Source organism: Pseudomonas sp. Q11 (assembly GCF_024494355.1).
Taxonomy (GTDB): domain Bacteria; phylum Pseudomonadota; class Gammaproteobacteria; order Pseudomonadales; family Pseudomonadaceae; genus Aquipseudomonas; species Aquipseudomonas hefeiensis.
In genome coordinates, this window is sequence record NZ_JAKNQY010000011.1 from 1 (window position 1) to 14319 (window position 14319).

11 protein-coding genes and 1 pseudogene are annotated in these 14319 nt (G+C 59.1%); 4 read left to right on the forward strand and 8 right to left on the reverse strand.

The genetic code is table 11. The annotated features are described in order from the left end of the window. From MA884_RS13415 to MA884_RS13445, 7 genes and pseudogenes are all read right to left on the reverse strand, one after another. Positions 1-182 (reverse strand): annotated as a pseudogene (locus tag MA884_RS13415) (IS110 family transposase); the annotation flags it as partial. A 376-nt stretch (positions 183-558) separates the two neighbouring features. Continuing rightward, positions 559-2262, reverse strand: coding sequence for a choline dehydrogenase (gene betA, locus MA884_RS13420; protein WP_256230978.1), 1704 nt, complete (start codon positions 2260-2262; stop codon positions 559-561). Between the two features lie 148 nt (positions 2263-2410). Next, positions 2411-3883: a betaine-aldehyde dehydrogenase gene (betB, locus tag MA884_RS13425; protein WP_256230979.1), complete on the reverse strand. Its 1473-nt coding sequence runs from the start codon at positions 3881-3883 to the stop codon at positions 2411-2413. A 108-nt stretch (positions 3884-3991) separates the two neighbouring features. Beyond that, positions 3992-4585, reverse strand: coding sequence for a transcriptional regulator BetI (betI, locus tag MA884_RS13430; protein ID WP_256230980.1), 594 nt, complete (start codon positions 4583-4585; stop codon positions 3992-3994). 293 nt (positions 4586-4878) lie between these two features. Further along, entirely contained in the window at positions 4879-6057 is a 1179-nt protein-coding gene (gene choV, locus MA884_RS13435) for a choline ABC transporter ATP-binding protein (RefSeq protein ID WP_256230981.1), read from the reverse strand. Then, the gene (gene choW, locus MA884_RS13440) at positions 6054-6899 is read right to left on the reverse strand and encodes a choline ABC transporter permease subunit (protein ID WP_256230982.1); all 846 of its coding nucleotides are present in this window, start codon (positions 6897-6899) and stop codon (positions 6054-6056) included. Before choW ends, choV begins: the two co-directional genes overlap by 4 nt. Before the next feature lie 66 nt (positions 6900-6965). After that, entirely contained in the window at positions 6966-7913 is a 948-nt protein-coding gene (locus MA884_RS13445) for a choline ABC transporter substrate-binding protein (RefSeq protein ID WP_256230983.1), read from the reverse strand. A 426-nt stretch (positions 7914-8339) separates the two neighbouring features. Between MA884_RS13445 and MA884_RS13450 the strand changes: the two genes are divergently transcribed. Both MA884_RS13450 and MA884_RS13455 read left to right on the forward strand, forming a co-directional pair. Further along, the gene (locus MA884_RS13450) at positions 8340-9716 is read left to right on the forward strand and encodes an L-serine ammonia-lyase (RefSeq protein ID WP_256230984.1); all 1377 of its coding nucleotides are present in this window, start codon (positions 8340-8342) and stop codon (positions 9714-9716) included. Between the two features lie 445 nt (positions 9717-10161). After that, positions 10162-11265 carry a GlxA family transcriptional regulator gene (locus MA884_RS13455; protein WP_256230985.1) on the forward strand — a complete coding sequence of 368 codons (1104 nt, stop codon included), beginning with the start codon at positions 10162-10164 and terminating at the stop codon, positions 11263-11265. Between the two features lie 109 nt (positions 11266-11374). Here MA884_RS13455 and MA884_RS13460 read toward each other — a convergent pair whose 3' ends face one another. Continuing rightward, complete coding sequence (locus tag MA884_RS13460) at positions 11375-11638, reverse strand: hypothetical protein (RefSeq protein WP_256230986.1); 264 nt, start codon at positions 11636-11638, stop codon at positions 11375-11377. A 444-nt stretch (positions 11639-12082) separates the two neighbouring features. On the opposite strand from MA884_RS13460, the gene MA884_RS13465 reads away from it, so the two are divergent. Both MA884_RS13465 and MA884_RS13470 read left to right on the forward strand, forming a co-directional pair. Next, entirely contained in the window at positions 12083-13390 is a 1308-nt protein-coding gene (locus MA884_RS13465) for an AAA family ATPase (RefSeq protein WP_256230987.1), read from the forward strand. After that, positions 13387-14301 carry a hypothetical protein gene (locus MA884_RS13470; RefSeq protein WP_256230988.1) on the forward strand — a complete coding sequence of 305 codons (915 nt, stop codon included), beginning with the start codon at positions 13387-13389 and terminating at the stop codon, positions 14299-14301. The genes MA884_RS13465 and MA884_RS13470 overlap by 4 nt, the downstream gene beginning before the upstream one ends. Positions 14302-14319 lie beyond the last annotated feature (18 nt).

A 14319-nucleotide genomic window follows, 5' to 3' on the forward strand; every position in this document is an offset into this window, starting at 1 on the left:
TTTCGTTCGTAACCGCCTGTGGCTTCCAGCAACACGCGACCGACCTGATGGAGCAACAGCCAACTAATTAATCCAGGGAAATCACCCTCGGCGTTAGGGCAACTCACCCCGACATCTAACAGATCAACCTGAACCTGAAGACTGTCTTTGGAAACATCAATACCTGCTGGATAGGAAAACATGGCCAAACCCTCTTACACTCAAGGTGAGAGCGCTCTGGCTTGGCCCACGCTTGTAACTGTTCGAGGTGGGCTCGTTCAACTGTTCGGGCTCAATGACCAGAGTGGAGAGGTGAGTGGCAGCATGGGCTCCCACACGTGCTTTAAGCACTTCGGGCGTTCAGCTTGCCACCCACCGCTCTCACCTTCAGTCTAATCACGATGCAAGACACAAGCGGGCTTGCTCGCGAAAGCGGTGCGACAGTCAGAGAAGATATTGGATGTGATGGCCTCTTCGCGAGCGAGCCCGCTCCCACAGTTGACGGTGTCGGGCACAAGATCTGTGTCCGCCGCAGATTCCCTGTGGGAGCGAGCCTGCTCGCGATGGCGGTGTGGCGTCTTACTGCGCCAGAGGCCCGACTTCACGCATCGGCTCACCCCGCACGGGCGCGTCGCCGGCCACGTAGTACGGCGCGGTGCTGCGTGGCAGTGGCTGGCGGCCACGGATCTTGTCGGCGATTTTCTCGGCGATCATGATCGTTGGCGCGTTCAGGTTGCCGGTGGTGATGATCGGCATGATCGAGGCATCGACCACGCGCAGCCCTTGCATGCCATGCACGCGGCCTTCGCCGTCCACCACCGCCATGTCATCGACCCCCATCTTGCACGAGCAGGACGGATGGAAAGCGGTTTCCGCGTGCTCGCGGATGAACTGGTCCAATTGCTCGTCAGTCTGCACGTCGATGCCCGGACTGATTTCGCGACCCCTAAACGGGTCGAGCGCCGGCTGCTGCATGATCTCGCGGGTCAGGCGGATGCCATCGCGAAACTCCTGCCAGTCCTGCTCGGTCGCCATGTAGTTGAACAGGATGCTCGGGTGTTGGCGCGGGTCCTTGGACTTGGCCTGGATCCGGCCCCGGCTTGGCGAGCGCATGGAGCCCATGTGTGCCTGGAAACCGTGTTCCTTCACGCCGTTGCTGCCGTTGTAGTTAATCGCCACCGGCAGGAAGTGATACTGGATGTTCGGCCAATCGAAGTCCGGACGGGTGCGGATGAAACCGCCGGCTTCGAACTGGTTACTGGCGCCGATGCCGGTGCCGTTGAACAGCCATTCGGCACCAATGGCCGGCTGGTTGTACCAGAGCAGCGACGGGTACAGCGAGACCGGCTGGGTGCAGGCGTATTGCAGGTACAGCTCCAGGTGGTCCTGGAGGTTTTCACCGACGCCTGGCAGGTCATGGACCACCGGGATGTCGAGGCTTTCCAGCAGTTTGGCCGGGCCGACGCCGGAGCGTTGCAGGATCTGCGGCGAGGCGATGGCGCCGGAGCACAGCAGCACTTCCTTGCGTGCCCGGGCCTCGACACGCTCCTCGGCGGCGCCCACCAGATAACGCACACCGACCGCGCGCTTGCCTTCGAACACGATCTTGTCGGTCAGGGCATGGGTGACGATGGTCAGCGTCGAGCGCTTCTTGGCCACATCCAGGTAACCGCGAGCGGTGCTGGCGCGCCGGCCGTTGGGCGTGACGGTGCGGTCCATCGGGCCGAAACCTTCCTGTTGGTAGCCGTTGAGGTCCTCGGTACGCGGGTAACCGGCCTGCACGCCGGCTTCGACCATGGCGTGGAACAACGGGTTGTTGCCGGCCTTGGGCGTGGTCACGCTGACCGGGCCGTCGCCGCCGTGGTAATCGTTCGGGCCGATGTCGCGGGTTTCGGCTTTGCGAAAATACGGCAGGCAGTCCAGATAGGCCCAGTCTTCGAGGCCCGGCAGCCTGGCCCAGTTATCGTAGTCCAAGGCGTTACCGCGGATGTAGCACATGCCGTTGATCAGCGAAGACCCCCCCAGACCCTTGCCGCGACCGCACTCCATGCGGCGGCCGTTCATGTGTGGCTCCGGGTCGGTCTCGTAGGCCCAGTTGTAGCGACGACCCTGCAGCGGGAACGCCAGGGCGGCGGGCATTTGCGTGCGGAAATCCAGGCGATAGTCCGGGCCGCCGGCTTCGAGCAGCAGGACGGTGACGCCCTCGTCTTCGGTCAGGCGGGTGGCCAGGGTGTTACCGGCCGAGCCGGCACCGATGATGATGTAGTCGTATTCTGTAGTCATAGGTTCTCCGGGGGAGCTGCAAGCTCCAAGCTTCAAGCTGCAAGAAAAAGCAGCGAGCGGTGTCTGCGCGATTGAAGCGGGCGGCAAGCACAAGCAGCTTTTGATCTTGCTTCTAACTTGAAGCTTGTAGCTCGCCGCTCACCGCTGCTCAGAACACTGAGCTGTAATCGCCCAGTTCGACCTGTACCGATTTGATGCGCGTGAAGTTGTTCAGCGAGCTGATGCCGTTCTCCCGGCCTACACCCGATTGCTTGTAACCGCCGACCGGCATTTCGGCGGCCGATTCGCCCCAGGCGTTGATCCAGCAGATACCGGCTTCGAGCTGATGAATCACCCGGTGGGCGCGGTTCAGGTCGCGGGTCACGACGCCGGCGGCCAGGCCGAAGTCGGTGTCATTGGCGCGGCGGATCACTTCTTCTTCGGTTTCATAGGTGAGGATGCTCATCACCGGGCCAAAGATTTCTTCGCGCACGATGGTCATCTCGTCGGTGCAATCGGTGAATACGGTCGGAGCAACAAACGCTCCCTTGGCCAATTCGCCGTCGGTCAAGCGACCGCCGCCGCACAGCAGGCGCGCGCCTTCGGCTTTGCCTTTTTCGATGTAGCCCAACACGCTTTCCATGTGGGCGAAGCTGACCAGCGGCCCGAAGTTGGTGTTTTCATCTTCTGGATTGCCGATGCGAATACGCGCCACGCGTTCGGCGATCTTGGCTTCAAAAGCGGCCTTGAGGTGGCTTGGCACGAACACCCGGGTACCGTTGGTGCAGACCTGGCCGGAGCTGTAGAAGTTGGCCATCATCGCGGTGTCGGCGGCGCGATCCAGGTCGGCGTCGTCGAAGATGATCAGCGGCGACTTGCCGCCCAGTTCCATGGTCACGTCCTTGAGCGACGAACTCGAGGCGCTGGCCATGACTTTCTTGCCGGTGTCGGTGCCGCCGGTGAAAGATATTTTCTCGATGCGTGGGTGTTCGGTCAGCCAGGTGCCGACTTCACGGCCGCTGCCAGTCAGCACGTTGAATACGCCCGCAGGAACACCGGCCTGGGTGTAGATCTCGGCCAGTTTCAGGGTCGTCAGCGAGGTAACTTCGCTCGGCTTGAAGATCATCGCGTTACCGGCCGCCAGGGCCGGGGCGGATTTCCACAACGCGATCTGGATCGGGTAGTTCCACGCGCCGATGCCGGCCACCACGCCCAGGGGTTCGCGACGGGTGTAGACGAACGAAGTGGTGCGCAGTGGCACCTGTTCGCCTTCGATGGCTGGCACCAGGCCGGCGTAGTATTCCAGCACGTCGGCGCCGGTGACGATGTCGACGTAGCGGGTTTCGGAGTAGGCCTTGCCGGTGTCGAGGGTCTCCAGGGCGGCCAGTTCATCGTTGCGCTCGCGCAGGATGTCCACGGCGCGGCGCAGGATGCGCGAGCGCTGCATGGCGGTCATAGCGGCCCAGACTTTCTGGCCCTTTTCGGCGCTGACCACGGCGCGCTCGACGTCTTCTTTTGTTGCCCGCTGCACCTGGGCGAGAACTTCACCGTTGGCCGGGTTGATAGCTTCGAAAGTGGCGTCGCCGCTGGCATCGCTGTACGCGCCATCGATGTAGAGTTTTTGCAGTTCGAAACGGGCCATAAAATCCTCGCAAGTGCATGAGTGGTTGGCTGGCCACCGGGGCGTGTCGTTCTACAGCTGACTACGCGGGTCGGCGGCGGTTCAGGAATCGAGCGGTTCTGTGTGCTCTTAAACCCCTGCTTTAGCCAGTTGCAAATCCATGTATTCGTAAGCGATCCGATGTGCCTGGGCGGTATCGAACGCGTCTCCCGACAGCGCCCCGCGCAGCCACAAACCGTCAATCAACGCGGCCAGGCCCCGTGCCGCGCTGCGTGCCTCATCGAGGGGCAATACGCGGCGGAACTGGCAACACAGGTTGGAATACAGACGGTGATCGTTGATCCGCTGCAACCTGTGCAAAGACGGGTGGTGCATGCTGGTGGCCCAGAAGGCCAACCAGGTTTTCATTGCCGGGCCATTGACCTGGCTGGCGTCGAAGTTGCCTTCGATGATCACCTGCAGGTGAGCCCGTGGGCTTGGGTCCTCCAACGCCTGACGGCGTGCGGTGACGTTCTCGCTCAGGACACTCATCAGGTACTGGGCCGTGGCCGCGATCAGGCCATTCTTGTCCTTGAAGTAGTGGCTGATGATGCCGTTGGAGACACCGGCCAAACGGGCGATCAGCGCAATGCTGGCGTCCCCCATCCCGACCTGATCGACCGCTTGCATAGTGGCTTCGATCAATTGCTGGCGGCGGATGGGTTGCATACCGACCTTGGGCATCTGGTACATCTCCTTAGGCCATCCGATGGACGAGTGCGGTCTATCGGAATGAAGGCCAGTCTATTTTGTTTTGATTGAACGTTCAATCAACAAAAAATAAGTTCTATGACAAGTCGTCGCTATTTGCCGGGGCGAGGACTTTTGGGGAGGTCTTTATAACACTCGTCGGTTGGCATGTAGGCTGATAGCTGTTGTGAAGAAGGGATTTGCATTCCAAGTCCAGCGGGTCAGCAGTTCAGAACCACTCAAACGAAAACGCCGCGATCATCTCGCGGCGTTTTCGTCGGTTTCGCTTAGCCCAGGTTCTTGCCGAGCAGTGCGTGGTACAGCTCACTGTCGCCAAGAATCCCGACAACCTGTTGGTTATCGTGAAGCACCAGTTTGTTACCGGTCTGGTAGCGAATCTGCAGCGCATCGCGCATGCCGATGTTGGAGTCCACCAGGGTCGGACGTCGGCCCAGGCCTTCGACGGCTTGGCCCGGCGCCCAGTTTTGCAGGTCCAGCGCCGCGCCGTTCTGCCGGGCGCCCTTGATGGTATTGCCTTCGGCCAGATCGAGCCAGGAATCGCCGCCCGGATCCAGGCACACCGAACCGTTGATGCGCTTGCAGTTGTCCAGGGTGCGCATCAGGCTGCGGCCGCAGAGCACGTTGAGCGGGTTGGTGTGAGCGACGAAGGTGCGCACATAGTCGTCCGCCGGGTTCAACACGATTTCTTCCGGCTTGCTGTACTGGATGATCCGGCCGTCTTTCATGATCGCGATCCGGCTGCCCAGCTTCAGGGCTTCGTCCAGATCATGGCTGACGAACACGATGGTCTTGCTCAGTTTGCGTTGCAATTCCAGCAATTCGTCCTGCAGGCCTTGGCGGATCAGTGGATCGAGGGCCGAGAAAGGTTCGTCCATCAGCAGGATATCGGCATCCATCGCCAGGGCGCGGGCCAGGCCGACCCGTTGCTGCATGCCGCCGGACAACTCGTCCGGTTTCTTGTTGCGCCACTGGGTCAGGCCCACCAGCTCAAGTTTTTCATCCACCAGCTTCTTGCGTTCCTTTTCCGGCCGGCCCTGCATTTCCAGGCCAAAGCTGATGTTCTCGCGTACCGTCAACCAGGGCATCAGGGCGAACTTCTGGAACACCATGGCGATGCGTTTGGTGCGCATCATCTTCAGTTCGGCCGGGGTGCAGGAGGCGATGTCGATCTGTCGGCCTTCGTGCTCGACGAACAGCTTGCCGCGACTGACGGTGTTCAAGCCGTTGATGCAGCGCAGCAGGCTGGATTTGCCGGAGCCGGAAAGCCCCATCAGTACGCAGATTTCGCCTTTTTCAACGTCCAGGCTAGCTTTTTCCACACCGACGATTTGCCCGGTTTTCTTCAGGATTTCGTTGCGAGTCATGCCCTGGTCGAGCAACTTGAGGGCTTCACGTGGATCTTTGGAGAAGATCACGTCGACCTCTTCGAAGCGGATTATGCTCATGCGTCACCCCCTACTTTGGCGTCGGGTTGCTTGCAGATTCGGTCGAGCATGATGGCCAGCAATACGATCGCCAGGCCTGCTTCAAAGCCCAGGGCGATATCAGCGGTGTTCAGTGCGTTGACCACGGGTTTGCCCAGGCCGTCGGCTCCCACCAGTGCGGCGATGACCACCATCGACAACGACAGCATGATGCATTGGGTGATACCGGCCGCGATGCTGGGCATCGCATGCGGCAGTTCGATACGTGAGAGAAGCTGGCGACGGGAGCAGCCGAAGGCTTTGCCGGCGTCCATCAGTTCGTCCGGAACGTCGCGGATGCCCAGGTAGGTCAGGCGGATGGGCGCGGCAATCGCGAACACCACCGTGGAGATCAGGCCTGGGACTACGCCCAGCCCGAAAAGGGTCAGGGTAGGAATGAGGTAAACAAAGGTCGGGACGGTCTGCATCAGATCGAGCACTGGACGCATCAGGGTGTAGAACAACGGCTTGTGCGCGGCAACAATGCCTAGCGGCACGCCGATCAAGACACAGACCAGGGTCGCGAACAGCACCTGGGCCAGGGTTTCCATGGTTTCCTGCCAGTAACCCAGATTCAGGATAAGCAGAAAGGCGGCGATAACGAAAACGGTCAGGCCCCATTTGCGCTGGATGAAATGCGCCAGCAGGGCGATGAGTCCTATCAGGACGAACGGGTTGAACCAGGTCAGCGCAAACGTCACGCCGTGAATCATCGTTTCCAGTGACATGGCGATTGCATCGAATGTGTTGGCGCCGTGTTGCGTCAACCAGTCGACGAAGTCCGCGATGTACTGGCCCAAGGGTATTTTCTGATCAATCAGCATGGTAGTGAACATCCGCATGCAAGGAATAAACAGCCCGGGCGAGCGAACCCGCCCGGCATAAAAGCATCACTGCGCAAGTTTGGCTTTCACGGCCTCCAGGCCAGGTTTACCGTCAATGGTGGTCACGCCAGCAAGCCAGGTATCGAGTACCTGTGGGTTTTTCTTCAGCCAGGCCTTGGCGGCCGCGTCAGGCTTCATCTTGTCGTCGAGCACGTTGCCCATCAGCGTGCTTTCCATGTCCAGGGTGAACACCAGGTTTTTCAACAACTGACCTACGTTGCTGCATTCCTGGGCGTAGCCCTTGCGGGTATTGGTGTAGATGGTTGCCTGGCCGAAGTTCGGACCGAAGTACTCGTCGCCGCCGGTGAGGTACTTCATTTTGAAACGGGTGTTCATCGGGTGCGGTTCCCAGCCCAGGAACACCACGGCGGTGCTGCGGCGCTCGGCGCGATCAACCTGTGACAGCATGCCGGCTTCGCTGGACTCGACGATCTTGAAGCCGGCGTCCTTGAGACCGAAGGCATTCTTGTCGATCATGCTCTGGATCAGGCGGTTGCCGTCGTTGCCCGGTTCGATGCCGTAGATCTTGCCGTCCAGTTCCTTCTTGAACTTGGCGATGTCGGCGAAATCTTTCAGTCCTTTGTTATAGAGCTCTTCGGGCACTGCCAGGGTGTACTTGGCGTTCTCCAGGTTGGCGCGCAGCGTATCCACGGTGCCGGCTTCGCGGTAAGCCTTGATGTCGTTTTCCATCGTCGGCATCCAGTTGCCGAGGAACACGTCCATGTTCTTGCCGTCGGCCAGGGACTTGTAGGTCACCGGTACGGAAATCATGGTGGTCTTGGTTTTGTAGCCCAGGGCCTCGAGTACCACGCTGGTGGTGGCGGTGGTCACGGTGATGTCGGTCCAGCCGACATCAGAGAAGTTGACGGTGCTGCACTGCGCGGGTTCAGCAGCGTTGGCCAGCATCGGAAGACTCAGCATGGCGGCCAACAACAACGGCGTGGAACCTTTCATGGGTGGACTCCTGGTGTTTTATCGGCGGTGTCCGTTCAAGGACCTCCGCGCTTTTTTTGGATGTTGCGGTTGGGGGCGCGTGAGCACTCTCTGACACGCGGCCTTGCAAACGAGCCGTAACCGATCATGTACCAGTGCAAATCTGTCGCCTACAGGGTGCGTCGTATCCAGTACAGGGAGGGTCGCATCCAGTGTCAGTGACGTCGCTTACAGATTTTTTTCGCCCTTGGCTGGCCTCTGATACGCAAAAAACGTCGTAAACCTGGGGCAAAGGGCGGGCGACGTCGGTGGGCATGATTGCGTCGGTGTCAGACGTCGAACGCCAAGGCAAAAGCCCGATGATGCGGGCATCCCGGCGTTGAGCGTAGCAGCTCCGCCACCGGGCGCTCCTGCGCCCGGATGTGCCTGTTCTGGAGGTTCTCGGCAATGGCAATCAGCGTGTTCGACCTGTTCAAAATTGGTATCGGCCCGTCCAGTTCCCACACCGTGGGGCCCATGCGCGCTGCGGCGCTGTTTGTTGAAACATTGCGGGCGAAGTCGCTGCTGCACGACGTGCGCCGGGTCGAGGTGCAACTGTTCGGCTCGTTGTCGGCAACGGGCATCGGCCACGGCAGCGACAACGCGGTGATCATGGGTTTGATGGGCGAGTGGCCGGACGCGATCGATCCGGCGCAGATTGGCACGCGCATCCAATTGTTGCGTGAAACCCAGACCCTGCTGCTGGACGGTCGTCTGCCGGTGCCGTTCGTCTGGTCCCGGGACATGCGCCTGCTCGACGAGAACCTGCCGTTCCACCCCAACGCAATGACGCTGGTGGCCGAGGGTGACCACGGCGAGTTGCATCGCGACACCTATTATTCCGTCGGTGGTGGCTTCGTCGTCGATCAGGCCCAGGCGTCCAGCGGCGTGGTGGATCTGGATGTCACCGAGTTGCCTTACGATTTTTCCAGTGCCGAAGAACTGCTCCAGTTGTGTAGCACCCATAACCTTCGGGTGGCCGATCTCATGATGGCCAACGAAAAGGTCTGGCGCTCGGAGGAGGAAATCCGCAGCGGCCTGATGAAACTCTGGCGGGCGATGCAGGACTGCGTCGAGCAGGGGCTCAAGCATGAGGGCATCCTGCCCGGCGGTTTGAATGTGCGCCGGCGAGCAGCCAAGTTGCACCGCAGCCTGCAAGAGCTGAACAAACCCAATGTCATCGGCTCGACCCTCAGTGCCATGGAATGGGTCAACCTGTTCGCCCTGGCGGTCAATGAAGAAAACGCTGCCGGTGGGCGCATGGTCACGGCCCCGACCAATGGTGCGGCGGGGATCATTCCGGCGGTGCTGCATTACTTCATGAAATTCAGCGAAGCGGTCACCGATGCCAACGTCGTGGATTACTTCCTCGGTGCGGCGGCGGTGGGGATCCTGTGTAAAAAGAATGCCTCTATCTCCGGTGCCGAAGTCGGTTGCCAGGGGGAAGTGGGGTCGGCGTGCGCCATGGCGGCGGCTGGCCTGGCGGAGATTCTCGGCGCGACGCCCGCACAACTGTGCAACGCGGCGGAAATCGGCCTGGAACATAACCTCGGCCTGACCTGCGATCCGGTGGGCGGCCTGGTGCAGGTGCCGTGTATCGAGCGCAACGCGATAGCCGCGGTTAAAGCCATCAACGCCGCGCAGATGGCGCTGCGCGGAGACGGCCAGCACTTCATCTCCCTGGACCGGGTGATCCGCACCATGCGCGATACCGGCGCCGACATGCATGACAAATATAAAGAGACATCGCGCGGTGGACTGGCGGTCAGTGCGGTGGAGTGCTGATCTGCTCCAGAGGAGATCGCATATCGCTCACAAAATGCCCACCGATCCACAAACGCGCCACCTTTTAGCGCGTCGCAAACAGACATGGCACCGTTTGTCGGACCCAGCGCTGTTCGTCCCTCGACCGTTCGTCATTCGCACTTGTGGTGATACCCGTCGCGCGAGTGGCGCAGCCCAGTTCCCACAAGTGATACCGTTCTGCTCACGGCCTACTGTGACGGGTGCCAGTCGCCACTGATGGCACCCATAACCCACACTCATCGCGCGCCTTATTTAGACTGGCCGCGATGTCGTTTTCAGGATTTATTGAACACGCATTCAATTTAGGCATGGCAATTGCTCTATCGATGTAAAGCCCGTCTCTTGTGTAGAGACTGAGGGCACCAACCAATAAAAAGAGCCTCCGCCTGAGGCCATCACCCGCTTTGTGTGAGGAGATACCGCGATGACGACGTCCAACTCAGGGGCTCAATCCCAGAACCGTGCGCCTCAATCCATCGGCTTTTTGCTGCTGGATAATTTCACGCTCATTTCCCTGGCGTCCGCGGTGGAACCGCTGCGCATGGCCAACCAGCTGTCCGGTCGTGAGCTGTACCGCTGGACCACTCTCACCGTTGATGGCGGCCAGGTCTGGGCCAGTGATGGCTTGCAAATCACGCCGGACGCCTCCATGCACAAAGCGCCGCCCATTGACACCGTCATTGTGTGTGGCGGTGTCGGCATCCAGCGCACCGTCACCCGTGAACACGTGTCGTGGCTGCAAAGCCAGGCCCGTCAGTCCCGGCGCCTCGGTGCGGTCTGCACCGGCAGTTGGGCGTTGGCCTGTGCGGGCCTGCTGGATGGCTTCGATTGCAGTGTGCATTGGGAATGTCTGGCGGCGATGCAGGAAGCCTTCCCGCGAGTATCGATGAGCACCCGGCTGTTCACCCTCGACCGTAACCGCTTCACCAGTTCCGGCGGCACCGCGCCACTGGACATGATGCTGCACCTGATCAGCCGCGATCACGGCCGCGAGCTGTCGGCGGCGATCTCCGAGATGTTTGTCTATGAGCGCATTCGCAACGAGCAGGATCATCAGCGCGTGCCACTCAAGCACATGCTTGGCACCAATCAGCCGAAGTTGCAGGAAATTGTCGCGCTGATGGAAGCCAATCTCGAGGAGCCGATCGACCTGGACGAATTGGCGGTGTACGTCGCCGTCTCCCGGCGTCAGCTGGAGCGCTTGTTCCAGAAATACCTGCACTGCTCGCCGTCGCGCTATTACCTCAAGCTGCGGCTGATCCGGGCGCGGCAACTGCTCAAGCAGACGCCGATGTCGATCATCGAAGTGGCGTCGGTGTGCGGCTTCGTTTCCACGCCGCACTTCTCCAAGTGCTACCGCGAATACTTCGGCATTCCACCGCGCGACGAGCGCGTAGGTTCCAACACTGCGCAACAGGTAGCGATGATGCCGCTGCCACAGGCCCTGGTGCTGTCGCCACTGTCCGGCCCGCTGTCGGCGTTGAGCCAGGCACGTAATGAGTCGACGTTCGCCAGTGTGAGGCTCTAGGGCGCCTTCGTCGCGAGCAAGCTTTGCTCCCACAGGGGATCTTCTGGGTGAGGTAGACAGCGTGCACCTCAGAGATCCGTGGGAGCAAAGCTTGCTCGCGATTGGTTTTTCAGACGCTCTGGTTTTTCTGATATTCCGCCAAAGCCGGCAACAGTTGCAGATCAATCGCCCGGCGCACGTCCGGCAGAATGGTCGCGCTGCTGGTGTACATGTCCTTGACCATCCGGCGTAGTTCATTGGCTCGGGTAATGTCCAATCCCCGCACGGCGCACTCGCATGCCTGTTCGGCAGTGGAGCCGCTGGGTATCTGGAGGCCCAGGGCCTTGAGCTGGCCCAGCAGGTCTTCCTGGTCGATCAAATCGGCATACATCATGACGCTTTTCCTTGTTCAGGGATTGGGGTCGTGACTCGATTCTGGTAGCCGGTCGAAGCGGCGGCAAGGGCAAATGGTCGCGATGTCATGAATGACTATGGGGGCGTCGTTTTCGGCTAACTTGCCCAGGCCTGGACTGGGCACACTGGCCCCAAGCTGAATCACGACGGTTTGGTCACCCTCGCGCAACAGCTCCTCCAGTAACGCAACTGCCCCGATCCAGTCACGGCTTGATCGGGGATTTTTTTGCGTTCGGAGTTTTGGAAAACCTGTTTTGTGGGGGGTGTACGCAAAGGATGGCTACGAGTCGTTGTTTCGCATTAGCATTACGGCCATAAGACTGGACTGTCTATGCTTGCTCTTCACCTGCGCTGAGCCCGATGAGGCGAGGTTTAAAGGCTGAAACTTGTCTATCCGGACCGAACCTCCAGTCAGATGGACAAAATGGAAGGTAACGTAATGCTGAAACTTTTGACCCTTAAAGGTGTTGGCCCGGCAGGTGCTTTCGGACCTGTCGAGTTTGCTCCTCGTCTGAATTTCATCACTGGCGACAACGGATTGGGAAAAAGTTTCCTGCTGGACGCTGCATGGTGGGTTCTGACGCGAACCTGGGCGAGAGGTGTTGAGGCTGTTCCTAGGGAGAGCGCCGCCAGCGCCAGCATTGGTTTCGCCTTCAGTAAGGTCACAGCAGGTGTTAAGGAGGGCGAGATTCCTTTCGACCAAGGTGTGTGGCGACAGCCGAAGGCGCGACCCTCAATTCCTGGGGTGGTGATATATGCCGGGGTAGATGGGAGTTTTTCCGCTTGGGATCCTGCTCGGAACTACTGGAATGATTCACCGGCGGAAGTCGAAGAAAAGATCCGTGCTTTCAATTTCACACCCGATGAGGTGTGGAACGGTGCGACATCCGAAAAGGGCACGAATATCTGCAACGGCCTCATCCACGATTGGGTTCGATGGCAGCGAAACAGTGGAGATGCAGCGTTCGAAGAATTGACTCGGGCACTTGATGCTCTCTCTCCTTCAGGCATTGAAAAACTCTCACCTGGTGAGCCATGCCATATCGGTGCGCTCGATGAAACTGAATACCCGACGTTGAGAATGCCGTATGGCCTCGATGTTCCGTTGGTGCATGCTTCGGCGGGAATGAGGCGTATTGCAGCGTTGGCCTACATGCTGGTATGGACTTGGAATGGACATAAACGGGCGTGCAAACAAAGAAAAACTAAACCGGCAAAGGAAATAATTTTTCTGGTCGATGAGGTGGAATGTCATCTTCATCCTCAATGGCAACGTCGTATCGTTCCTGCATTGCTTAAGGTTGTTCAAGCCATGACGGGCGAGGAAGTAGCAGTTCAGTTGATCATTGCCACCCATTCGCCTTTGGTGCTCGCCTCCGTCGAACCTGACTTCGATGAAGAAATCGATGCAGTGTTCAACATTAATCTCGAAGAAGGCGAGGCGAAAATCTCCAAGGAAATATGGGCCAAGCAAGGGGACGTGGTTAGCTGGTTGGTATCGGAGTCTTTCGGTTTAAGCCAGGCTCGATCCGTCGATGCTGAGTGGGCGATTGAAGCTGCTGAGGCGTGGATGCGTGGAGATCAGCAGAGCCTCCCGGTGCACCTTGGTTCACAAAAAGACATCCATCAGGCACTTCTGAAAACGTTGCCTGAAACGGATCATTTTTGGCCGCGATGGATTGTATCCGTTGAGAAAGGTGCGGACGCCGGCGCGAACAGGCGGAAGAAATGATCCCAGTTCCTAATCCTATCGATGAGCCAGAAGACTTTAATAAGAAATGCCGGGAGAAGGGAGCTGAATGGCTTGTTGCTAATCCTGACAAGACCCGTCCCACAGACTTATGGTCAGTATTCAAGCCCGATCTGGCACAAGGCTTCAGTGATCGATGTGCGGTTGCAGCCATGTGGATACCGGACGGGACCGTCGACCATTTTGTCAGTTGTCATGAGGACATGTTGCTTGCCTACGAGTGGTCCAATTATCGATATATGGCAGGCTGGCTGAACAGTTCAAAAAGTAAGAAGAAAGCAGCCGATTTACTTGATCCCTTTCACGTTGGTGAGGGCTGGTTTGAAATAGTGCTGCCCTCACTTCAGTTGGTGCTCACAGACAAAGTCCCCCCGGCTTTTCGAAAGCGCGCAGAGAGCACACTGGCAGATCTACCTATTCGAGATGACGAGCGTTTGCTTCGCACTCGCCGTGAATGGTTGAGAATGTATGAAGATGGCGAGTTGAGCCTGGAAGGGTTACGTAAGAAAGCCCCCCTGATCGCCAATGCCGTCGAGAAGCGAAATGTCGAACTGAGACCTGTTGTTGTGCCATCCCACGCACAAATCAAGGCCGCTTATGAGCGCGCATGCGGTATAGGTTTGGAAGCCGTTCGGGAGCTGACAAGAAGAGAAGGGCGTCGTAACGCGGATGGCGGGCGACAACGTATGACTATTTGGACGGCAGAAAGCGATTCGGATGCTGTTGCTGCGTTGATAGCTTTGGAGCTCGCGACACCGATGGGCGGGGATTTTTATGAGTTGTCTATAGGGGTAGTCGAAGCATCGGTAGATATCGCCTTCCAAGGCGCAAGACAAGCGGCTGTGAGTTTGAGCGACGCGCTAGGCGTGTCATTTCATGCTGGTGATCGTTAGCGCCGTGATGGATTGATC